Origin of the sequence: Sporosarcina sp. P26b, from assembly GCF_002743245.1 — a bacterium.
Lineage (GTDB): Bacteria > Bacillota > Bacilli > Bacillales_A > Planococcaceae > Sporosarcina > Sporosarcina ureae_C.
Window position 1 is genome coordinate 151,192 of the sequence record NZ_PDYW01000006.1, and the last position, 22,027, is coordinate 173,218.

General features: G+C 41.9%; 19 protein-coding genes. 7 read left to right on the forward strand and 12 right to left on the reverse strand.

The window, feature by feature from the left end:
* Nucleotides 1–205: 205 nt before the first annotated feature.
* Nucleotides 206–871: a LytTR family DNA-binding domain-containing protein gene (locus tag CSV69_RS08435; protein ID WP_099693191.1), complete on the reverse strand. Its 666-nt coding sequence runs from the start codon at nt 869–871 to the stop codon at nt 206–208.
* A 212-nt stretch (nt 872–1,083) separates the two neighbouring features.
* Between CSV69_RS08435 and aceA the strand changes: the two genes are divergently transcribed.
* Both aceA and CSV69_RS08445 read left to right on the forward strand, forming a co-directional pair.
* Nucleotides 1,084–2,364, forward strand: coding sequence for an isocitrate lyase (aceA, locus tag CSV69_RS08440; RefSeq protein WP_085428342.1), 1,281 nt, complete (start codon nt 1,084–1,086; stop codon nt 2,362–2,364).
* 225 nt (nt 2,365–2,589) lie between these two features.
* Nucleotides 2,590–3,759 carry a pyridoxal-phosphate-dependent aminotransferase family protein gene (locus tag CSV69_RS08445; RefSeq protein ID WP_085429086.1) on the forward strand — a complete coding sequence of 390 codons (1,170 nt, stop codon included), beginning with the start codon at nt 2,590–2,592 and terminating at the stop codon, nt 3,757–3,759.
* Nucleotides 3,760–4,515: 756 nt separating this feature from the next.
* Here the strand turns inward: CSV69_RS08445 and CSV69_RS08455 are convergent.
* Together CSV69_RS08455 and CSV69_RS08460 are read right to left on the reverse strand one after the other, a co-directional pair.
* Nucleotides 4,516–6,198, reverse strand: a complete 1,683-nt coding sequence (locus tag CSV69_RS08455) for an N-acetylmuramoyl-L-alanine amidase (RefSeq protein WP_158232639.1) — start codon at nt 6,196–6,198, stop codon at nt 4,516–4,518.
* 215 nt (nt 6,199–6,413) lie between these two features.
* Nucleotides 6,414–7,325, reverse strand: coding sequence for a C40 family peptidase (locus tag CSV69_RS08460; protein WP_085428345.1), 912 nt, complete (start codon nt 7,323–7,325; stop codon nt 6,414–6,416).
* A gap of 292 nt (nt 7,326–7,617) precedes the next feature.
* Here CSV69_RS08460 and CSV69_RS08465 point away from each other — a divergent pair, with 292 nt between their 5' ends.
* A complete protein-coding gene (locus CSV69_RS08465; protein ID WP_099625922.1) occupies nt 7,618–8,715 on the forward strand; it encodes a glycosyltransferase in 1,098 nt (365 codons plus the stop codon).
* Nucleotides 8,712–9,986 (forward strand): murein biosynthesis integral membrane protein MurJ, encoded by a 1,275-nt coding sequence (gene murJ / locus CSV69_RS08470; RefSeq protein WP_099693177.1) that lies wholly within the window; start codon nt 8,712–8,714, stop codon nt 9,984–9,986. The genes CSV69_RS08465 and murJ overlap by 4 nt, the downstream gene beginning before the upstream one ends.
* A 182-nt stretch (nt 9,987–10,168) precedes the next feature.
* Here the strand turns inward: murJ and CSV69_RS08475 are convergent, their stop codons facing one another.
* A complete protein-coding gene (locus CSV69_RS08475; RefSeq protein ID WP_099693178.1) occupies nt 10,169–11,761 on the reverse strand; it encodes a SulP family inorganic anion transporter in 1,593 nt (530 codons plus the stop codon).
* A 202-nt stretch (nt 11,762–11,963) separates the two neighbouring features.
* On the opposite strand from CSV69_RS08475, the gene CSV69_RS08480 reads away from it, so the two are divergent.
* The gene (locus CSV69_RS08480) at nt 11,964–12,701 is read left to right on the forward strand and encodes an SDR family NAD(P)-dependent oxidoreductase (RefSeq protein ID WP_085428349.1); all 738 of its coding nucleotides are present in this window, start codon (nt 11,964–11,966) and stop codon (nt 12,699–12,701) included.
* Between the two features lie 66 nt (nt 12,702–12,767).
* On the opposite strand, the gene CSV69_RS08485 is transcribed toward CSV69_RS08480, so the two are convergent.
* The 4 genes from CSV69_RS08485 to CSV69_RS17145 all read right to left on the reverse strand — a co-directional run bounded on the left by CSV69_RS08485 (nt 12,768) and on the right by CSV69_RS17145 (nt 16,135).
* A complete protein-coding gene (locus CSV69_RS08485; protein WP_158232640.1) occupies nt 12,768–13,502 on the reverse strand; it encodes a C40 family peptidase in 735 nt (244 codons plus the stop codon).
* A 309-nt stretch (nt 13,503–13,811) separates the two neighbouring features.
* On the reverse strand, nt 13,812–15,464 hold the full coding sequence (locus tag CSV69_RS08490) for a b(o/a)3-type cytochrome-c oxidase subunit 1 (RefSeq protein WP_099625918.1): 1,653 nt from the start codon (nt 15,462–15,464) through the stop codon (nt 13,812–13,814).
* 3 nt (nt 15,465–15,467) lie between these two features.
* Complete coding sequence (locus CSV69_RS08495) at nt 15,468–15,968, reverse strand: cytochrome c oxidase subunit II (RefSeq protein WP_085428352.1); 501 nt, start codon at nt 15,966–15,968, stop codon at nt 15,468–15,470.
* A 26-nt stretch (nt 15,969–15,994) separates the two neighbouring features.
* Nucleotides 15,995–16,135 carry a cytochrome c oxidase subunit 2A gene (locus CSV69_RS17145; RefSeq protein ID WP_232319539.1) on the reverse strand — a complete coding sequence of 47 codons (141 nt, stop codon included), beginning with the start codon at nt 16,133–16,135 and terminating at the stop codon, nt 15,995–15,997.
* A gap of 339 nt (nt 16,136–16,474) precedes the next feature.
* Here CSV69_RS17145 and CSV69_RS08505 point away from each other — a divergent pair, with 339 nt between their 5' ends.
* Nucleotides 16,475–17,179, forward strand: a complete 705-nt coding sequence (locus tag CSV69_RS08505) for a glucosamine-6-phosphate deaminase (protein WP_099693179.1) — start codon at nt 16,475–16,477, stop codon at nt 17,177–17,179.
* Nucleotides 17,180–17,390: 211 nt separating this feature from the next.
* On the opposite strand, the gene CSV69_RS08510 is transcribed toward CSV69_RS08505, so the two are convergent.
* Nucleotides 17,391–17,741 carry a hypothetical protein gene (locus CSV69_RS08510; RefSeq protein ID WP_099693180.1) on the reverse strand — a complete coding sequence of 117 codons (351 nt, stop codon included), beginning with the start codon at nt 17,739–17,741 and terminating at the stop codon, nt 17,391–17,393.
* Between the two features lie 42 nt (nt 17,742–17,783).
* Nucleotides 17,784–17,921, reverse strand: coding sequence for a hypothetical protein (locus CSV69_RS17150; protein ID WP_233192354.1), 138 nt, complete (start codon nt 17,919–17,921; stop codon nt 17,784–17,786).
* A 204-nt stretch (nt 17,922–18,125) separates the two neighbouring features.
* Between CSV69_RS17150 and CSV69_RS08515 the strand changes: the two genes are divergently transcribed.
* Nucleotides 18,126–18,584, forward strand: coding sequence for a C40 family peptidase (locus tag CSV69_RS08515; protein ID WP_099625755.1), 459 nt, complete (start codon nt 18,126–18,128; stop codon nt 18,582–18,584).
* A gap of 97 nt (nt 18,585–18,681) precedes the next feature.
* Here the strand turns inward: CSV69_RS08515 and CSV69_RS08520 are convergent, their stop codons facing one another.
* Both CSV69_RS08520 and secA2 read right to left on the reverse strand, forming a co-directional pair.
* Nucleotides 18,682–19,590, reverse strand: a complete 909-nt coding sequence (locus CSV69_RS08520; RefSeq protein ID WP_099693181.1) for an accessory Sec system S-layer assembly protein — start codon at nt 19,588–19,590, stop codon at nt 18,682–18,684.
* A complete protein-coding gene (gene secA2, locus CSV69_RS08525; protein WP_085428356.1) occupies nt 19,587–21,953 on the reverse strand; it encodes an accessory Sec system translocase SecA2 in 2,367 nt (788 codons plus the stop codon). The genes CSV69_RS08520 and secA2 overlap by 4 nt, the downstream gene beginning before the upstream one ends.
* Nucleotides 21,954–22,027 lie beyond the last annotated feature (74 nt).

Below are 22,027 nucleotides of genomic sequence, written 5' to 3' on the forward strand. Positions count from 1 at the left end.
AATTTTCTATCCATAGAAGAATACACTAGTTGATCGTAAGTGCAAGGCGGCGACTCCCGGAGGATTAGCGTGCGCCTTGAGACCCCGCAGGAAGCGAAGCGTACGAGGAGGCTCAAGCCACGCCCTCGGGAAAGCGTCCGCCTGGAACGTCGATCAACGGTGCCATCCCATTCACTCTATCTGTTTTACTTAAACTAACTAATGCTTAAAACCCTAAAAGCGCACGAACCTCATTCAAATATGTCTGACTAACCGGCAGTTCCGTCCCATCTATCAGCTTAATCACAAGATTTGAAGAAAAGTCCCGCGAAATCTTCTCTATACAATTCATATTAATAATATACGAACGATGAATCCTCAAAAAACACCTAGGCAAACGAAGATGCAAATCCTTCAACGTAAAACTGATATTATAACTTTCACCTGCAGTGTAAAACCACGTCTTCTTATGCAAACTCTCTATATAACTAACTTGATCTAAAGGAATAGGGAACCACTCATCATCTTTCTTGCCTGTTAAGAACTGTAGCTGATCTTTCTTTAGTACATGGAAGTTAGGCGGTAGAATAATGATTAATGCTCCTTTATCGCCTTTTACATCAATAGGATAACCAATACCGAAGTACGATGTACCATAAAGAGTGTTGTCCATAACGACTTCAACTTTGCGTTGTTCTTTGATGGTGATTTCAGCAATACTGCCTGTTTGGATGTGCTGACCTTCTTTTAAATGAATATCATGCATGCCCGGAACGTAGTAGATATAGTGATCAGAAACCGCGATCGCTATAGAGGCGTCTTTTGGCACCCAGTCCTCTAATAAAGCAGCGTATTGATTAAGAATATTTTTTGGGATAGCGGTATTTGACATGTTTTTCATATAAACCCCTTTTTATATAGTTAATTTCCAATGTATGCCCTTTCATCCATTCTACCATTCTTTCATCCATGAAAAAAGCCTTTTTGTCGAAATGAACTGACAATTCCGACGCACTGTTATATAGTAATAACTAACGAAGGAAGCTGTTATGAAACAGACTGTAACAGTTACCAGTCGAAAAACCTGGAAGGTGTGAAGTTATAATGTCAACTAGACAAGAACAAATTGCACAATTAGAGAAAAGCTGGGCCGAGGATAGCCGTTGGAAAGGAATCAAACGTAACTACTCTGCTGAGGATGTAGTTAAACTAAGAGGTTCACTTCTAATTCAAAATACACTAGCTGAAAAGGGTGCTGCTCGCCTTTGGGAATCTCTTCATGAAGAAGATTTCATTAATGCACTAGGTGCACTAACGGGTAACCAAGCAGTTCAACAAGTTAAAGCTGGTCTACAAGCAATCTACCTAAGCGGATGGCAAGTTGCTGCTGATGCAAACCTTGCAGGACAAATGTATCCTGACCAAAGTTTATATCCAGCAAACTCTGTACCTGCAGTTGTTAAGCGCATCAACCAAGCACTTCAACGTGCTGACCAGATCGACCATGCAGAAGGCCGTGAAGACGGATTTAACTGGTTCGCTCCAATCGTTGCTGACATGGAAGCTGGTTTCGGTGGTCCATTGAACGTGTTCGAACTAATGAAGGGCATGATCGAAGCTGGAGCTGCTGGTGTTCACTTGGAAGACCAATTAGCATCAGAAAAGAAATGTGGACACTTGGGTGGTAAAGTACTTCTACCAACTCAAAACGCAGTTCGTAACCTAACAGCTGCACGTCTAGCTGCTGACGTACTTGGTGTTGATACAGTAATCATCGCTCGTACTGACGCTGACGCTGCTGACATGGTAACTAGCGACATCGATCCAATCGACGCTCCATTCATCACTGGAGAGCGCACGAACGAAGGATTCTTCAAAACTACTCCAGGTATCAAACAAGCAATCGCACGCGGACTTGCTTATGCTGAATACGCTGACCTAGTTTGGTGTGAAACTTCTCACCCATCACTTGAAGAAGCTCAAGAATTCGCTGATGCAATTCACGCGAAATTCCCTGAAAAAATGCTTGCGTATAACTGTTCACCATCATTCAACTGGAAAGCGAATCTTGATCAAGAAACAATCGCGAAGTACCAGGTTGAACTTGGTAAGATGGGTTACAAGTTCCAGTTCGTAACACTTGCTGGTTTCCACTCACTAAACCACAGCATGTTCGAATTGGCTCACGGTTACAAAACTCGCGGAATGGCTGCTTACTCAGAGCTTCAGCAAGCTGAGTTTGAAAACGAAGTAAAAGGATATACTGCTACTCGTCACCAACGTGAAGTTGGAACAGGTTACTTTGACGAAGTTACACAGGTTATCTCTGAAGGACAATCTTCAACAACTGCTATGTCTGGTTCAACTGAAACAGCACAGTTCTAATTGTACGAATGGTTTACCGAATGTGACTTTTGGGAGAAAGTCTCATTCGTTGAAGCAAAGGGGTATTAATATGATAACGGGGTCACAACATCTTCCAGTAGATGAAGTGAAAAGTGGGAGGGAATTGGGTGTATATCCAATTCCCTCTTTTTCTTTTATTTGAAAAATTTTGATAGTTTGTATAGTATTAAGGCGACGAACTTCATTAAGAGGAGGAATAATATGATGAGAAATAAAGAAATGTTGTTAATTCCTGGACCGACTCCAGTAGTAGATTCTATTTATGATGCGATGGCAAATGAAACGTGGTCACATACTGATCCGCGTTTCGTGAAAATCTATAAACATACTATTGATCAGACAAGAGAAATATTCAACACAGATGGAGAAGTATTCGTAGTTGCCGGTTCCGGAACGATCGGAATGGAAATGGCAATTGTCAATACGGTGGCGGAAGGTGAAAAACTTCTCGTCGTCAGCCAAGGATACTTTGGAGATCGTTTCATCAAACTGGGACAAGCGTTTGGAATTCAAGTTGATGTATTGCAATCTGAATGGGGGCAGCAAGTATCTCCTGAAGAGATCGATAAAAAGTTATCTGAAGGCAACTATAAAGCTGTTACTGTGACACATGCGGACACTTCGACAGGTGTGAAAATTGATTTGGAAGCTGTTGTACCTGTCATCAAGAAGCACGACGCTCTTGTTATTGTAGACGGTGTTTGTGCAACGACTGCGATGGACGAAGATATGAGTAAAGAATATGGCGGAGCAGGTAACACGATTGATATCGTACTGACTGGATCGCAGAAAGCCATTGGTGTGCCACCGGGCATTGCATTGGTCGCATTCAATCAAAAAGCTTTGGATGCACGCGCCGCTATGGAACGTGTACAAGCATACTACTGCGATATTTATAATTGGCTACCTGTCATGCATGATCCATCGAAATACTTCGCAACGCCTGCAGTCAATTTAATCTATGGGTTAGAAGAAGGATTGCGTATCGTATTGGAAGAGGGAATTGATGCACGCATTGCACGACATAAAGCGTTCGGTCGCGCTGTACGACAAAGTCTAGCAGTCTACGGAATGAAGGCCATCGCTTCAGAAGAAGTAGCAGCACCGACGTTGAGCTGTATTTTGTATCCTGAAGGTATCGATGACGCAAAGTTCCGTGCGGCAATGGCGGAGAAGGGGACGGTTCTATCCGGCTCACTCGCTCATTTAGCAGGTAAAGCATTCCGTATCGGACATATGGGGAATACTACGGCGGATATGTTGGAGAAAGCTGTTATGCAAATTGGAGAGACGTTGAGCGAAATGGGACGTGAAGTGGATATTTCTAAAGCGCAAGATGTTTTCGCTAAAGAGATTAGTCAGTTGGCTATATAATAAAAGGATCCGTCATGGGAAGCTAACTTCTCGTGGCGGATTTTTTTCTTTGATTTGATTAAATAAGTAAAACACAGAGTGATGTCGAGGGCAAAGGGGTAGGGGTGGGGATTGGCGCTACGAAGGGGACGCTTTCCTGAGGGCGGGCGGTGAACCACACCCCTAGTGCAAAGATGTGCTCCTAACGCTACGCTTTTACTCGCAAAAGCCGTCCTTCGCTACGGCTCTCGCTTCGCTCGCAGGGTGTTTCACCTGTCCCGCTGATCCTCCAGGAGTCGCCCCTCCTAGTGCAAAGATGTGCTCCTAACGCTTCGCTTTTACTCGCAAAAGCCGTCCTTCGCTACGGCTCTCGCTCCAATCCCTTGCAATGCGAGTGGTTGATACTTTTTGTTGTGCATTGAAATAAGTGTTGTAATAGGTTTTGATCTTCAGTACTTGAATGTAAATAAGTTAAGACAAAAAATAATTCACATACTACTTACAGTGAAGGATATAAGTACCTCCACTATAAAAGTAGGATGGAAGCGGAAGTTGGCGGCGACTCCCGATGGATCAGCCTGATCAGGTGAGACAACCAAAAGAGAGCGTAGCGAACTGGTTGGCTCACCGCAGGCCCATGGGAAAGCGTCCGCCAACTGGAGCTTCCATCCCATCGTACACACTAACTCCCACACTATTCCTAAGTACTTGCTTTTGAACTTAAACAAGTCCAGTTCAAACAAAAAACCTCCCAAGTCAGATGCTTGGGAGGGGGGATTATTGTTTGCTGTAATACTGGTGTAAACCTGTGTAGATGGCATCAGCATAAATATTCAAATACTGCTCGCTAGTCAACTTCGCGTAGTCCTGAGAGTTTGTAATAAAGCCTAATTCTACAAGCACAGCAGCTACGTTATTATTCTTGATTACATAAAAACCTCTATTCTTCACGCCACGATCAGACATATTGGCTTTTTGCACAATATTACGCTGAATGAATGAAGCTAAATCACGGCTTTCTGTTGCGTTTACGTTGGAAGAAGAATCATAGAAAACTTCTGTTCCTTTTGCTGCAAAACCTGCTGCGTTCACGTGAATGGAAACGAATGTTTCAGCAAAATTCTTCTTAGCGAAATCTGTGCGTGCTTGAAGAGAATGATAAGTATCATTAGAACGTGTCATGATCACTTTAGCGCCCGCATTCTTTAACTTCGCTTCCACTTTTTTTGCTACATTCAATGTGATATTTTTTTCAGATTGACCATTCTTACCTGCACCTGGATCATGTCCGCCGTGCCCTGCATCAACCACGATGATTCGGTCTTTCAGTGGATTACCTGTTTGATTCAATAACTTCAAATACGTCTTGTGAACATAACCTGTTGTACTGCCTGTGCGAATTTTTGCCCAGTAACCAGACGTAGACAAGACTTCTACTTTTTGACCGGCTTGTAGCTTACCAACAGTTGGTGCACTGGAATTACCTGCAGAACGCATATTTAAATTATTTACCGTCACTTTACCCATTGTTTTCGCAACAGGAGTCGGTGTTGGCGTCGGTTTTGGTGTTGTGACAGGTGGTGTTGGAGTCGGTTTATTCGGTGTCGCATCATTTAGATTCGTAGTCGTGAAATATTCATGAATATATCCTTCTACTCCGTTTATATTTACTTTCAGCCATATACCTGTACTGCCAGTTACTTCTACTAATGTACCGTTAGGCAGCACGTGGATAATAGCAGAAGACTCGGAAGGCGCACTGCGCACGTTCAGTGGATCTGTATCGTCACCAGTTGCTACGCGTACATACTTTACGCTAGATTGCTGGTCAGGAGTTTTAACAGTTAACGCAAATTGCTTGTCCATTGCGCGTGCAACGAATAATGCGAATTGCTTACGTGTTAACTTATTATTAGGCAAGAACTTCTTATTGTCGCCTTGTGTAATACCTGCATAATACAAACCGTTGATACGGTCAGCGTATTTGTGGTTTTTCACATCATCCATGCCCAAAGGTTTTTGGCTCGTGACTTTTTCGGATAAATTGAACGCTACAGACATAGCATAGGCCATCTCATCACGTTTAATTTCTTCGTTCGGTTTAAAGTTATTTGCGTCAGTATTAGGGAAAAATCCTTTTTGAAGCGCAATATTAGCAAACTTGTATTGTTCACTAGACGGCTTCAAACCATTGATCTCCATATTTTTCAACTGTGTATCTTGTGTTCCTGTTGCGATGACAAGCATCTTGGCAACATGTGAACGACGTAAATTGTCTTGAGGATTAAATTTCGGAGTTTGATTAATAATGCCTTTTTCCGCTATGTAATGGACTTCTTTGAAATATTCACTGTTCGCTGGGACGTCGGAAAACTTGAAGCTTGCCAATGACTGGAGAGGTGAGAGAGCTAAGATGGTTAGCAGCAACAGACCAACTGTTGCCCATTTAAATTGTTTCATGAGATCCTCCTCGAGTATATTATTTGTTACTAGACTCATAGGTTCATTTTACCAGTAAAGAAAAATGATTACTAGATGTTTTTGTCATGGTTCGTAAAATAGTAATAACTCTTAGATGATTCTTCATTACTACTCATGGATAGTTAATACGTAGGGGGCATATATGTGAATTCAGAGAAAACCGAATGCTCTAGTTAGAACATTCGGTAGGGGAGTTAATTATTGATACGGTCGATGAATTTATGTAGTTGTCCAACTGATACTTTATCTGTCAAACCAAAAGTTCCATCGCCATAGCCAGTTGTAATTTCATTGTAGAATAAGATGTTAATGTATTCAGTTGCCCAGTGACCGTTCGGAACATCAGAGAAGTTCGCGATAGCAGAGTGTCTAAGTTCAAATGCTTCGACTAAAACTTTTGCTAGTTGAGCACGAGTCAATTCTTTATTCGGATTAAATTTCCCTGCGTCGCCTGTGAAAATCTTCGCCTCAGCTACTGCAGCAATTGCTTTATAATGTTTATTGGATTCATCAACGTCATCGAATGTAACGTTAGCTGTTGTCATGTCGAGATCTAATTTCTCAGCCAATACTTGTGCTACTTCTGCACGTGATGCATAAACGATTTCTTTAACAGGTGCATCAGCAGCAACTTGTGATTCTTCTTTACTTACGTTATCACTAAAGTCTGCTACACGACGAGCACCGATGTAACGGCTTTTCCAGTAGTATGGATCGTCTAGTGATGATACCATTACGCCTTTACTGACTGAAGCGTGGATAAAGTTATTAGAACCTGAGTAGATTCCTACGTGTGATACACCGCGACCTGATGTATTGAAGAATACCAAATCTCCAACTTCTAGGTTGCTTTTGGAAACGGAAGTTCCAATAGCTATTTGTTGACCAGTCGTTCTTGGAATAGAAAGACCTTCTTTATTGAAAACGTATTGTGTGAATCCTGAACAATCAAAAGCGGTTGGGGTTGTCCCACCTAATCGATAAGGTGTTCCCATATATTTTTTCGAGGTATTAATTAATGACGTTGGTGAGTTTGCGGAAGCAAATTCTGGCACGAATGAAAAGAATAATAGACTTGCCATAACCAGAGTTAATAGACGTTTCATGCTGATCTCAAATTCCCCTTTCGCACAATCACTGTTGCGCTTTGTAATCTAGGAATATATTAGCACTTATAAACGTCTTAATTATTACAGTTACATTACAAGAGAATTACACGTCGACATATGAATGAAATGTTAGTACAAACGCCTAGTAAGGTAACTTATTGATCAGAATAAATAAAATAGTCAGTTTATGAACGTTGCGACAATATACTCGTGTGGTATGTGGTATAATCATCAACGTATAAAAAAACTAACTTGTATATGACAGTAAGTAATAAAGGATGAGTTATGAGTGACTAAAGTAGCAGTATTCAGCAATATGTATCCTTCCGCAGAGCATCCTACCTATGGAATATTTGTTAAAAACCAAGTGGAACAATTAAAAAGTAATGGAGTAGATGTTAAAGTCATCGCCATTCATGATCCGGGTAAAGGAAAGATCGGGAAAGTAATCAACTATCTATCATGGGGAATGCGATCCCTTCTATATGTAATGCAACATAAACGCACGATTAATATCACGCATGCACATTACGCGTTTCCGACTGGAATGGTTTCATTAATCGCAAAGAAATTATGTAAAATACCTTATGTTGTCACAGTTCATGGTGGAGATCTAGATAAAATGGCTAAGAAGAGTACGAGAATCGCGAGTTTTACTAAACGTATTTTACAAGAATCCTCAGCCGTTATTACAGTAGGGGAGAAGTTGCGAAGTGACGTGATCAATGACTATGGCATTTCACCGGATAAAGTGGAAGTCATGAGCATGGGTGTCGATACGAGTATTTTTAAACCGATGGGTCAGGAAGAAGTTCGTCTTCTATTAGATGTACCATTGAATGAACGTGTAATACTGTTTGTTGGGAACGTCATCGAAGCGAAGGGTGTCGTGGAATTAATAGATGCATTTGAGAAATTACAAGAAACAAAGAATGATCTCCTTCTATATATAGTAGGTTCACAAAAGGATCAGCGCTTCGCGACGGAAGTGAAGAATAAAGTTATTAATAATGCGGATATCCGTTTTAAAGAACCAGTGAGTCAAACCGAGCTGGCGAAATGGATGTCAGCTGCAGATATACTTGTTCTACCGTCCTATCATGAAGGTTTTGGATTGGTAGCACTCGAAGCTCTTGCGTCAGGAGCCAAAGTCGTCGCAACAAATGTTGGCGGTCTTCCTTATTTATTGAAAGATGATGTGGGAACTCTCGTTGAACCGCATAATGCACAAGCTTTAGCTGCTGGACTCGAAGAAGCACTTGCGAATGAAGTGACAAGAGAGCAGCATGAAGTTACGCAACAAGTGATTCAGCAACATTCTTCAAAAGTAATCGTCAAAAGGTTGAACGATATCTATGAACAGAATGGAAAGGGTCCTTCCAAATGAGTAAATTATTCAAGATCATCGGTGGGGTTGCCATTATCAATATTGTGGCAAGACTATTCGGTTTCGGTCGAGAAGTCGTCATCGGCAGACAGTATGGTACGTCTACAGTGGCGGACGCCATTGCGACAGCCTATACTATTCCGAACTTTATTTATCTAGTGCTAGGTGGAGCATTGACGACTGCATTTATATCAGTTTATCATTCCTCTAAGATGGACAAGCCGTTATTTGTCCGCAAGGCGTTTACGACGGTTGTGTTAAGCGCAACGCTCGTCACGGTAGTTATTATCGCATTAACGAATCCGATTTTGCATCTGTTCTTCAAAGAATTAAGTGAAGAAGACTATACATTGGTACGGAATCTTTTCCTCTGGATGATGCCATCTTCCATCGTACTGGTCATGTCTACTTGGATGAGCGGATTATTGAACATCAATGATCGCTTTCAGTTGTCGAGTTTAGCGATCTTATTGTATAACGCGACATTCGTCGGTATAGGTTTTGCCTTGACGAAATGGCTTGGGCCTGAATCGTACGGTGTGGGAGCGATGGTGAGTGCCGTTTTGATGGGTTTATTCCTTTACTGGGGAATCAAACGTGCAGACCTGTCTTCACTGAAGCCTTCATTCGGCATGCCAACGGATATTAAGAGAATGTGGTGGCTGGCATTACCGATTTTATTTGGTGGCGCGTCACTGCAGTTCTATTTCGTCATTCATCGGATCGCGGCAGGTGGACTGGGCGAAGGTGCGATTTCGTCCATTAACTATGCATCCAAATTAACAGGCTTCCCACAAGCAATCCTTATGACGGCTGTTACAACAGTCATCTATCCCATGCTCGCAAAGAAAGAAGGCGAAGGGGATACGGGTATGATTAAGAAGCTCTACAAAAAAGGTATGCTGTACATGGTCGTGCTGTTAGTACCTACTACCGTGTTCTGCTACATCTTTGCTGAGCCGTTGATCAAGTTGGTATTCGGCTTCGATGAAAAATCCATCATGCTAACGGTGCCGGTGTTTAAAGTATTTGCTTTGTCGATGTTCTTCTTGGCGGCCAATACGTACATCACTCGTTTCTACTATGCAAAGGGTAACTCCATTATGCCGATTATCTTTAGTTTGATTAGTGTGTTTGGTATTAATATCGGGATCATCTATGCATTCGTCGATCAGATCGGCGCACAGGCGATTGCCTACGGTACGGTAATTAGTGCCGCAGTCAACTTCCTATTGCTTGCAAGCTATGCTCGATTTAAATGGAAATTGTAATGACAGAAAAAAGCTTCCGCTCAGTAAGTTGAGTGGAAGCTTTTTTGTGGTTTTTGGCTTGTGTTTCCGTAAAAATCGGCATAGAATTATGGTTCTTGCACATGCTTATGCGGGTCCAGAAAGCAGATACGCACTATTTTCGATGCCAAAACTGACTCGAGCGACGAACCCAATGAAATGATTTACAGCATAAAGAAGTTATCTTCACCGATCTTTTCATACAAGCCACTTCGTTTGAACAGGCTGACTTTCTCTGGAGGCACTCTTTTGAAGATTAGTCGCTTTTTCTGTCGTTTCGCTTCGTCGAGCATGGCAGAAAGGGCTGCTTCGCCTGTTGCGTCAATGGCTGTTAGATTTTTCATGTCTAAAATGATCGTCTTCTGCTCAAGATTCAATAGTTCAGGATATCGATCTTCGAAATGTTTCGCTGTACCGAAGAACAGGGGACCCGAGATTTTGAATTTGATCAGCTCGGATTCATTTTCTGTAGACAACTTGAACTTTTCGACGTCGGTCAGTTTACTCTTTTTAATATCCAACGAACCACTCATCTTGCGTAAGAACGACAAGGCGGCGAGTAAGATTCCGACTTCGACTGCGATTGTTAGATTCACGAATATCGTCAACAAGAAAGTTGTCAGTAACACAATTGAATCTCCTGAGCGTAACGAAGCGATCTGGACGAATGCTTTACGTGAACTCATATTCCATGCGACAAACATCAAAATCGGTGCCATGGCGGCTAGCGGTATATAAGATGCGTAAGGTGCAAATAGTAATAAGAACGCTAATACAAATAAACTTTGTACGACGCCTGATATCGGACTGACTGCTCCTGAACCGATATTTGTGGCGGTACGAGCGATAGCACCTGTAGCTGGGATTCCACCGAATAACGGCGTAATAATATTCGCGATCCCTTGGCCGAATAATTCTTTCTTGGAATCATGCTTAGGAACTTTGCTTTTCATTCCATCTGCAACGACTGCGGAGAGCAAGGACTCAATCGCACCGAGTGCAGCAATGATTAAAGCGGGTTGCCATAGATTGACCAGTTTAGTAAATGTAATCTCGGGAAAATGAAAACTAGGCAAATGTTGCGGAATGCCGCCGTATGCTGTACCGATTGTTTCCACCTTACCTGGGAAGAACCATATCGAGCAGATCGTAGGAACCAGCAACGCAATGAGTAACAATGGAACCTTAGGAGCAATCCTCGGTAAAGTGAAGATGACGACCAAACCAATTACGGCAGTCAAGATGCTAAATGTGTTGATGGTATGAAAATTATGAGCGATTTCCATCATGCTTTCATGGAAGAACTCTTTTTTCTCAACACCTGTTAATCCAAAGAAGTTTTGGAATTGGCCAGTGAATATAATGACTGCTATCCCAGCGGTGAATCCTATCGTCACTGATCGCGGAACGAAATGAATGAGATTACTGACACCGAGAAAGCTCATGATGACGAGGAGAATACCAGCGAGAAATCCAGCAATCAAAAGATCTTCATAACCATATTGCAGTACGATAGCTAGTAATATAGGAATGAATGCACCTGTAGGACCTGCAATTTGGTAACGTGAACCACCTAACAAGGCGACTAGAAGACCTGCGATGATCGTAGTATACAGTCCGTATTCAGGTTTTACACCGGAAGCAATAGCAAAAGCCATCCCAAGCGGAATGGCTACAATTCCAACAGTAATCCCTGCAATTAGATCCTGCCGGAAGCCCGCTGCATTATAATTAAGATAACGTTGATCTTTGAACATAATTGTTCACTTCTTCCATTTGTAGAGTATATATACATCTTCTATTATACGGTATGCATAGGGCCTATACAAGGTGTGCATAAAGTGAAAGCGTTAGAAACAACCAACGTCAGATGAAGATATTGGCAATCCGAATAATTGAACAGAATATAGTTTAATGTTAAACTATATAATAGTAACAACAATAAAGGAGAGATATAGTATGGGCAGATTACAAGACAAAGTAGCATTCATTACAGGTGGAGCATCCGGTATGGGTGAAATGATGGTAAAGCAATTCACGACAGAAGGTGCCAAAGTAATTGCAGCTGACATCAATACAGCAGCGCTCGAAGAAAAGTGGGGCGGTCAGGACAATATTTTCACTATCAAATTGAATGTAACTGAAGATGCAGAGTGGGAAGACGCAATGAAAAAAGCAGTCGATCACTTCGGCAAAATTGATATTCTTGTGAATAATGCTGGTATCTCAACTGAAAAAACTGTGGATCAGATCACGATTGAAGATTGGCGCAGACTTTCAGATATCAACAGCTTCGGTACATTCTTAGGTATGAAGCATGCGTCGAAATATATGACAGAAGCGAAAAAAGGTTCAATCGTTAATATTTCTTCATATACAGCTTTAATCGGTATGGGCTTGAATCCATACTCTGCTTCTAAAGGTGCAGTACGTGCGATCTCTAAAGCGGCGGCAGCGGAATATGGACATGCAGGTATCCGTGTGAACACAGTATTCCCAGGAGTTATCCAAACACCAATGGTTGCGAATCTTGAAGATTCTAAAGCACAGTTGGACATGTTGATTAAAATGACTCCATTGCAACGTTTGGGTCAACCGGAAGATGTGGGGAATGCAGTACTATTCTTGGCATCAGATGAAGCGTCTTATATTACGGGCGCAGAACTAGTAATTGATGGCGGATATTCTGCACGATAATTAAACAACAAAAACGGGTTGTCCTACAAGTCATTATGACTTACAGGACAACCCGTTTTTCATTGATTATTTCACATCTATAAAGCGTTTAAAGCCCATGAAGTGTGAGCTCCAATAAGAAGAATCTAGTGAAGCGATTTCAATTTCTTTCGTACCCGCATGAATGAACTTATTGTCTCCAAGATAAATACCGATATGTGAGATACCTGGTCGATATGTATTTTCAAAGAATAATAAATCGCCAACAACCGGATCTTTGATGAATACTGAACGGTTAAAGAAACCGATTGTATCTTGTCTTGGTACTTTCACGCCTGCTTGGTTGAATGCATAATAGATGAACCCGCTGCAATCGAATCCTGCTGGAGTAACGCCTGCCCATACATAAGGAGTTCCTAGTAACGGTTGCGTAAGATCTACTAATTTTTTGCCGAGTGCCTGGTTAGTAGCAGGTAAGCTAGGCTTAACTACAGGTAAGTTTGGCTTAACCACAGGGGCGCTTGGTTGAATTACAGGTTTGATTGATGATAGGGAACCATGTAATGAATTAGTAGAAGAAACAGCTTTTGATGAATTTACTTTATTTTCTACTATTAGTTTCTGTTTAACTTTGATATCATTAGAAGTGAGAGAATTCAGACGTTTTAGTTCAGTTACCGTAATCTTGTACTGATTGGAAATCTTGTAAAGAGTTTCTCCTGATTGCACGATATGCGTTTTTGATGCAGCAGCAACGCTACCGACCGATATGCTTGTTGCAAGCATAAGAGAGGCGATCGCGGCTAGGGCAATTTTCTTCATTTCGGCGTATCTCCTTTTAGTATAATAGATTTGGTACTTTGTACTGCTGAGTATCATTTCGTTATTAATCCTATAAACCTATCATACAATACTCTTCTGGATATTAAACGTATCTTTAGACTTATTTTTACGATAAATGTTCAATAGATTGATAGATTTATTATATATGTAAGTACTACAAAAAATGGTTTCATTATACATTTATAGTATAATAGAACTGTTACTGTCTAATTGAAGTTCTAAGCAGTTTATAAAAAAAGCCCATGAAAAATCCGCGACTATCCGGATTTTTCAGGGCTTTTCTGTTGTTTAAGAACGTCCGATTGGCCAGTCAAATGGAATGGATCCAGGAGGAGAGTGCTTAATGATATCGATCATCGGTATCGTATACGCGAATAGAATCAATGCGATCGTAATACCAATCCACAAATACCAGTTTTCCAAAATCTTTGGTGTCTTTTCTGCATCTATTTCTTCTTCAGCGATAGGGTATTCTTCATAACCACGTGGCGCGAAGAATGCTAACTGAATGAAGATGTAGAACATTAACAGGATACCGATGAATAGAATCGTTCCACCGACAGCTTGCCACATTTGATAACTAATCCATGTTGCAACTTGATCTCCACCTGCGTACTCAGAGAACGCTGAACGACGTGGTCCGCCGATTAAGCCTTGAATATGCATAGATCCTGACATGATCGTCATACCGATTACCCAAATGAATGTCTGGATAATTCCTAGTTTATTCAAGCTAGGAGTCAAGCGGCGACCTGTCAAGTGAGGAATCAACCAATAAGCAATACCAAAGAACGTCAGGATAACTGTTGTTGCCACTGTTAAATGGAAGTGACCTGTAATCCAAATCGTGTTGTGTACAAGAGAGTTTACTTGGTGAGAAGCGTTAATGATACCGCCTGCTCCACCTGGGATGAATGCTACCATACCAACGAATGGTGCTAAGAAACGAACATCTTTCCAAGGAAGCTTTTTGAACCAGCCGAATAAGGATTTATGACCTTTTCTTCTGCCTGTGATTTCAAAAGTAGCGAATAAAGAGAATGCAGTCATCAATGAAGGGATGACAACCATGAATGTTAAGACTACTTGAATGAACTTCCAAGTTGGATCAATACCTGGTTCAGTCAATTGGTGGTGGAATCCGACCGGAATCGAAAACATCAACAATAGAATGAAGGCAAGTCTTGCAAGTGAATCACTAAATAGCTTTCCGCCGATGATTTTCGGGATAATTGCGTACCAAGCCATATAAGCAGGCAATAACCAGAAATAAACTAGCGGATGACCGAAATACCAGAATAATGTACGTGTCAATAATACGTTGACTGTTGCTACATAACCTAGAGACCAAGGTAAAATCAATACAATAACTGAGTACGCTACACCAAGCGTCGCAACGAACCACATAATCATGTTAATAACGACCATGAATGCAAGTAAAGGAGACTTTTCACCTTTATGCGCTTTCTTCCATACATATAATTGACGGAAGTTCGTGAACGCAGCAATCCAGCTTCCTACTATAACTAAAGTCAGACCAATGTAGAAAATAGGGTGTGCACGAAGTGGTGTATAGAATGTATACAACACAGAAGCTTGACCAGTTAAGATCATCCAAGCAGATAATACAGTACCAACTAACATGACCCAGAATGAAATCCAGCCCCACATTAATTGTTTGTCAGAGATCCCGACTGTTTTTCCCATAAGAGAAAACTGGAAACCGACGATGAAGAATGTTGTTAAAACTAACCCTAGAATGACGCCGTGCGTTGTTAAAATTGTGTAATAATCGATATTGAACGGTAATGTGTATTTACCTGAGCGAACTAATGTCTGAAGTAGTCCCATTAATCCACCGACTAAAAGGGATATGAACGTGACGTGCATGAAAGCCATATACAATCTGGACTCTTTTTTCGAGAAATTAAATATCTGCATGGTTTAGTACACCTCCACTGTGCCGAACATCAGATGGTGTCCGATGCCGCAATATTCGTTACAGACGACCGTGAATTCGCCGCCATTTTTCATAACCGATTCGTAGCGACTGATATGTCCTGGCTCGACCATCATATTAACGTTTGTGCCCGCCACTTGGAATCCGTGGACAACGTCTTTACTTGTTACTTGGAATAGCACAGTGGAACCTTTTGGTACGCGGATCGTCTTAGTAGCTGTTCCGTCTTCTTCTTTACCGAAGTCGTAGTTAAATGCGGAAGCGACGATATTCACAACATATTTACCGTCAGCAACTTCTGTCAAACCAAGATTCTCGGGTTGGAATGATTCGTTAGCTTCGACATTTTGTGGATCGATCGTTTCAATGTGACTTTGTGGATGGGTTCCTTTCCAGAACGCTGCAAAGCCGATAATGAGTAAGAATAATAACAATGATGCGAGACCGAATACAAGCCATACTTTTTCATACTTATGCAAGTGCATAGTGTTTCCTCCTTAAGTGCTAGTTATTATCTGGATATGAATAAACCGTAAGCGCCAAACCACATGACAAGAATAATGATACCTAAGATTAAAACCATGATTAAGGTACCCTTTAAATTTGCCTCTTCTTTTGGTGGATTTGTAGAAGATACTTTTTTCTTGCTCAATATAGCCACCTCCTTGTCTTAAATTAATTCGTACTTTAATAATAATCCTAGAGAAGGAATAAAGAATTAGGGAAATCCCTATGAATAGGAAAAAAGATTTAAAGTTCACAATGTGTTCAATCACTTAACATGTATTTGACATACACATTTCACTGTTTTTGTGATTCGAATTGTCATGAAGCAACTAACGGAATAGTTCGTCAGTTGCATAGGGATGTAAAGGTGTAACATTGAGCCCAACAGGGAATGCTACGTAAGTAAAAAGGTATTTATTGTTGACCATATGTTAAATTGTAATTACAATATAATAAGGTAAAACCTAGGAAGCCGGTGTGAGAAATGGAAAACATTAATTGGATTAAAGTTGAAAGTCCTGAAGAAGGCGCGAAGAAAGTATTTACATTGATTTCTGAAGAACTTCAAAATAATAGATTGCATGTGCTTGGATTAGCTACAGGCAGCACCATGATCCCGGTCTATAATGAATGGACAAATTCAACGCTAGACTTTTCAAACGTAACAGCGTTTAACTTAGATGAATACGTTGGCATCGCAGCTGACAACCCAAATAGCTATGCATACTTTATGAACGAGCATTTATTCAGCAAAAAGCCGTTCAAGGAGACGCATATTCCAAACGGTATGGCAGAAGATTTGGATGAAGAGTGTAAAGAGTATGAAAATCAATTAAACGCCCACCCATTAGATATTCAGCTTCTCGGAGTAGGGGAGAACGGTCATATCGCATTCAATGAACCAGGAACTCCGTTTGATTCTGTGACGCATGTTGCGACATTGACGGATTCGACGCTTGGTGTAAACAGTCAGTATTTCGAAAATGACGACAAAATCCCGAATATCGCATTAACGATGGGTATTTCATCCATTACGAATTCGAAGAAGCTGATCATGATCGCGTTTGGTGAGAAAAAACGTGCGGCTATGGAGAAGTTGAAAGCAGGCGAAGTAACAGCGGAGTGGCCGATTACGAAGTTGTTGCGCCATGACGATGTGGTAGTGATCACGGATTTACAGATTGATTGAGTAGTAAAGTTTCCTATTAAGGCTATCTCGAAGTTGCAAGACGACTTCTGAGATGGCCTTTTTTGTTTGGGCAGGGTTAGTAGGAAGTGGCGGTAGGTAGTGGTTTGACTGGCAATGTGAGTGGGGCGGGGATTGGCGCCACTTCGGCGGTGGTGGATGGCTTCCGCAATGAGCCAGACAGGAAGTGCGCCTGGCTGTCTCATTACTACGCCTACCACTGGTAGCCGCCTGCGTTGGATAAGGTGTAGGGCAGTTCTGGTACTGGTTTTGCAAGAATAGGAACTAGTACTACCCAGTCACTGGTTTTAACTACTATAAACCACAATCTAAATTGGTAAGTACTCAGTAGCGTAGGCACAACTGCGGGGTAGGCCGTGGCCATGAGACAACTGGCAAAAGCTCCACCGCCAGCTGGCTCATGGCTGTAGGCAATCCCCCACGTGCCTGCGCGAGTCCAAAGCATGACCTTCACTACTTTCAATGAACAAGCCAATGTCGAGCCACGATCCATTCTATCTCCTAATGACTTTACTAAGACCGAAGAATTGCCCCACCCAGTCACTGGTTTGATCTCCTATAAACCACAAACAAACTTGATAAGCACTTAGTAGCGCAGGCACAACTGCGGGGTAGGCCGTGGCCATGAGACAACTAGCAAAGCTCCACCGCTAGTTGGCTCATGGCTGGAGGCAATCCCCCACGTGCCTGCGCGGGTCCAAAGCATGACCCTCACTAATTTCAATGGACAAGTCAATGTCGAGCCACGACCCAACAACACCTACAAGCTGTCAGAATCAGTCATAAATATTTCAAACGTAACAAATTATCTGAATTTGAAACAATCCTGTTACATGACTGTAACAAAACAATAGATTATTAAATGCTAAAGTAAATATAACAGAAACAACCAAGCTAGCAAAAATACATACTGTCATCGGAGGAACATATGAATCTATTGCAAAAAGTACTATCAGTCCTAGCACTTTCTACACTACTGTTTGTCTCACCATTTACAGGACAGGCAGAAGCGGCTGGGAAAACGACAAGCATCACTAAAACAGCAACTAGTTTAACAGGCATCAAATATCGCTACGGCGGAACAACAAGAGCTGGATTCGACTGCTCGGGTTATGTTGGCTACGTATTCAAACAAAATGGCTTGAAAGTAGCGCGTACTTCTCGAGATATGTATGCATCAGGACGCACAGTAAAGAAAGCGAGCCTACGTAATGGCGATTTAGTATTCTTTAACACGACGGGCCGTGGAGTTTCTCACGTAGGAATCTACGTAGGTAACGGCAAGTTCGCACATGCTTCTACATCTAAAGGTGTGCGCGTAGATCGAGTAAATGATTCTTATTGGGGTAAACGCTATATGGGTGCAAAGCGGGTTGCGGGTATTTAATAGAAGAGACATCGATTTTCCTTCATTGGGAAATCGATTTTTTTGCGCAAAAAAAGCCGTATAGGAGAGGGGAAGACCCACTTCTATACGGCGAGTGTTAATTAGTTGCGTCTTGCGGAACGCGGATTGTCCATCGAGAGAAATCCGGTTCGTCTTTCTTTATCAATTCCTTTGGATAGATGAATGTCCAAGGAGTCGTGCTGTTCGCCTTCACAGATAGTGGAGGATTAAGGTCGAATGTTCCACGAGCAACCAAATCTCCTGTTGCATCGATCAACTCAAGTGGCAGCTTTTCGATATTGATTTGCTTGGAGTGACCGTTACGTACGAATACAGATGCAGCGATCGTATCGTCGTCTTGTGATTGGATTTGGAAACCAGCGATATTCACTTCGCGAGGCTTTAACTTCGGAAGACCGTTGACTACTTCAGCCAAAGCTTCTTTCTGTTCAGTTGGCAATTGCTCTTCCCATGATGGTGCAAGTTCCAATTGGTGTGGCATCATGGAGTGAACGTTGAATGCTAGCTTCCAGTTTGTTGCCGGAATTTCTTCTGTCAATTGATCTTTCTTTTCGAAAACGAATACCCATGGACGTGCACTGCGCGCTGGAATTTCGCCTAATTCATTCAAATCAAATTCTGCAGAAGCTGCTGTGTTGCCTTCTTCATCGAGTAATAATAACTCGATTTCTCCTACAGTGATCGCTTGATCAAGTGAAGAGCGGAAGAATGCTTTGACTAACCAGCTGTCGTTTGCAGGTTCTAAATCGATATCAATACCTGATAAGGAAATCTGGTTTGGTTTTAATGGTTCTAGTTCATTTGCTAGGAAGCGGAAAACATATTCCTGCTCCTGCGTTAAAGTCCATTGTGAATGAAGGGATAATTCTGTTTCGATATCCTCATTACCTGATCCAGCCTGGCCGTTCTCAAGAATTTCTTCGGATGCTACTGTACTATCTAATCCAGTTTTCTCTGTCTTTTTAAACCGATTGAAGAGTTTCATTGGGAAACCTCCTGTTGTTGTGTATTAAGTTGCTTCATGAATGCGATAATTTCGGACGCAATATCCCGGCGCAGGCGTTGATAGTGCTTGGCAAATAACTGCAAGCCTTCACGCTGGTAAATACGCATAGGATCTTCCTGTCCGTACGAACGCAATCCAATTCCTTCTTTTAGGCGTGTCATGACTTCTAAATGCTTGACCCACATCGTGTCGAGATAGCTCAACATGACTTGTGGTAATAGTTGACTCACTTGTTCATTATCAGTGAAAGTGTCGATAAATGCAAACAACTCTGCCATTCCTTCATCGTATTCTTTCATGATATCTGCTGTTCTATCTAATGAAGATGGAAGCTCGACAGGTGTTAGTAATAATGCATTCATTGTACGTTCGATCCGTTCGAAATCCCAATTATCGGCGATTTCATTATCTGGACAGCTGTCGAGAACGGCGAATTCAACAGTTTCTGACAACATCGATTTCAGTTTGCCGAAAATATCGTTACCTTCAAGTATGCGATTGCGTAATGAATAGATGACTTCGCGCTGATCGTTGATAACGTCATCTAGCTTTAGATTGTATTCTCGCATGGAGAAATGTGCGCCTTCAACAATCCGTTGAGTTCGTTCCGTCAGTTCGTGGACTTCAGGGTTCAGTACTTTTCCATCTTCATCGACACGAACTTTCGTCAAGAACTTCTCGAGCTCTTCCGGAGAGAAGCGCATATACATTTCGTCTTCCAATGAAAGATAGAATTGGCTTTCGCCGTGGTCACCTTGACGACCTGAACGACCCCGCAACTGATTATCGACACGACGACTTTCATGCTTTTCTGTTCCTAATACAAACAGTCCGCCATTTTCTTCTACGCCTTCACCGAGTACGATATCCGTACCACGTCCTGCCATATTAGTAGCGACCGTAATATTACCTGCTTGTCCAGATTCGGAAATCAATGAAACTTCCTGCTCAACACTCTTCGCATTCAATAGGTGGAACTTCAACCCTTCGTCACGTAAATATTTTGCGACAGCTTCGGATTGGAGAATAGATGTAGTACCAACTAGTACGGGTTGTCTCTTCGCGTGACGAGCTGCTACTTCTTTTGCGACAGCTTTATACTTTTCTTCTGTAGTTTTGAAGACGAAATCCGGTGCGTCGATTCGAGCACGTGGACGATTCGTTGGAATTTGAATAACTTCCATATTATAAACTTCGCGGAATTCCTTATCTTGCGTTTTCGCGGTACCTGTCATGCCGCAAAGCTTTGGATACATGCGGAAATAGTTTTGGATCGTAATTTGTGCTTGCGCTTTATTTTCATCCGTAATTTCGACGCCTTCTTTAGCTTCGATCGCTTGATGAAGACCGTCTGATAATGTTCTACCTTCCATGATTCGGCCGGTGAACATATCGACTAATTCAATTTTGCCATCGCGTACTATATAGTCTACATCTCGCTTGAAGATGACGAAAGCCCGGACAGCTTGGATGACATAGTGATAAAGTGTTTGATGATCCAAGTCATACAAGTTGCCGATACCGAAGGCTTTCTCGACTTTTTCGATACCTTGTTCTGTAAGGGAAGTAGCTTTGGTTGCATCATCGAAATCGAAATCTTCTTCGACTTTAAAACGTTTCGCTAGACGAGCTGCGATTTGGTGAAGGTCCGCATCCGCTTGCATTTTACCTGCTACAATTAAAGGTGTTTTCGCTTCATCAATGAGTACGCTGTCTACTTCATCAATAATAGCGAAGTGATAAGGACGTTGAACTTTCTGAGAAGGGTGTTGCACCATATTGTCTCGTAGGTAGTCAAATCCAAATTCCGTTCCGACGCCATATGTGATATCTGATTGGTAAGCGGCTTGTTTGGCTGGCCCTTGCATCATGGGAACATTCAAGCCAACAGTTAATCCAAGGAAACGGTGGATCTGACCGATTTGGTCATAGTCGCGCTTAGCTAAATAATCGTTGACCGTAATGACGTGGACACCTTTTCCTTCGAGTGCGCGTACATATGAAGGTAAGGAAGCCACAAGTGTTTTACCTTCGCCCGTCGGCATTTCAGCGATATTCCCTTCCGTCAAGACAGCACCACCGATTAGTTGCACATCAAAATGACGCATACCGAGAACCCGTTTAGATGCTTCACGTACGACTGCGAATGCATCTGGCATGATAGTCTCGACGGTTGCGCCGTCTTCCAACTGTTGTTTGAATTGATCTGTCATTCCTGTTAGATCCTCATCAGACATAGCAATATATTTAGGTTCAAGTGAATTAATTTGCTCCACAATTTTGCGGTATTTACGCAGCTGACGCTCACTCGTTCCAGTTTTACGTTTAAAGATTTTTAACATGAATTGAACGCTCCTTTATAAATCTCTATCTGAATGAGAGATTCCTATCTATTTTACCAAATAGACCGCCAAAA

What these genes read in the sequence shown, in the direction of transcription:
- CSV69_RS08515 (WP_099625755.1), top strand. Translation starts at nt 18,126, where the DNA reads ATGAATCTATTGCAAAAAGTACTATCAGTCCTAGCACTTTCTACACTA.
- CSV69_RS08485 (WP_158232640.1), bottom strand. Translation starts at nt 13,502, where the DNA reads ATGAAGAAAATTGCCCTAGCCGCGATCGCCTCTCTTATGCTTGCAACA.
- CSV69_RS08495 (WP_085428352.1), bottom strand. Translation starts at nt 15,968, where the DNA reads ATGCACTTGCATAAGTATGAAAAAGTATGGCTTGTATTCGGTCTCGCA.
- aceA (WP_085428342.1), top strand. Translation starts at nt 1,084, where the DNA reads ATGTCAACTAGACAAGAACAAATTGCACAATTAGAGAAAAGCTGGGCC.
- CSV69_RS08480 (WP_085428349.1), top strand. Translation starts at nt 11,964, where the DNA reads ATGGGCAGATTACAAGACAAAGTAGCATTCATTACAGGTGGAGCATCC.
- CSV69_RS08520 (WP_099693181.1), bottom strand. Translation starts at nt 19,590, where the DNA reads ATGAAACTCTTCAATCGGTTTAAAAAGACAGAGAAAACTGGATTAGAT.
- CSV69_RS08475 (WP_099693178.1), bottom strand. Translation starts at nt 11,761, where the DNA reads ATGTTCAAAGATCAACGTTATCTTAATTATAATGCAGCGGGCTTCCGG.
- CSV69_RS08505 (WP_099693179.1), top strand. Translation starts at nt 16,475, where the DNA reads ATGGAAAACATTAATTGGATTAAAGTTGAAAGTCCTGAAGAAGGCGCG.
- murJ (WP_099693177.1), top strand. Translation starts at nt 8,712, where the DNA reads ATGAGTAAATTATTCAAGATCATCGGTGGGGTTGCCATTATCAATATT.
- CSV69_RS08455 (WP_158232639.1), bottom strand. Translation starts at nt 6,198, where the DNA reads ATGAAACAATTTAAATGGGCAACAGTTGGTCTGTTGCTGCTAACCATC.
- CSV69_RS08460 (WP_085428345.1), bottom strand. Translation starts at nt 7,325, where the DNA reads ATGAAACGTCTATTAACTCTGGTTATGGCAAGTCTATTATTCTTTTCA.
- CSV69_RS08435 (WP_099693191.1), bottom strand. Translation starts at nt 871, where the DNA reads ATGTCAAATACCGCTATCCCAAAAAATATTCTTAATCAATACGCTGCT.
- CSV69_RS08445 (WP_085429086.1), top strand. Translation starts at nt 2,590, where the DNA reads ATGAGAAATAAAGAAATGTTGTTAATTCCTGGACCGACTCCAGTAGTA.
- CSV69_RS08490 (WP_099625918.1), bottom strand. Translation starts at nt 15,464, where the DNA reads ATGCAGATATTTAATTTCTCGAAAAAAGAGTCCAGATTGTATATGGCT.
- secA2 (WP_085428356.1), bottom strand. Translation starts at nt 21,953, where the DNA reads ATGTTAAAAATCTTTAAACGTAAAACTGGAACGAGTGAGCGTCAGCTG.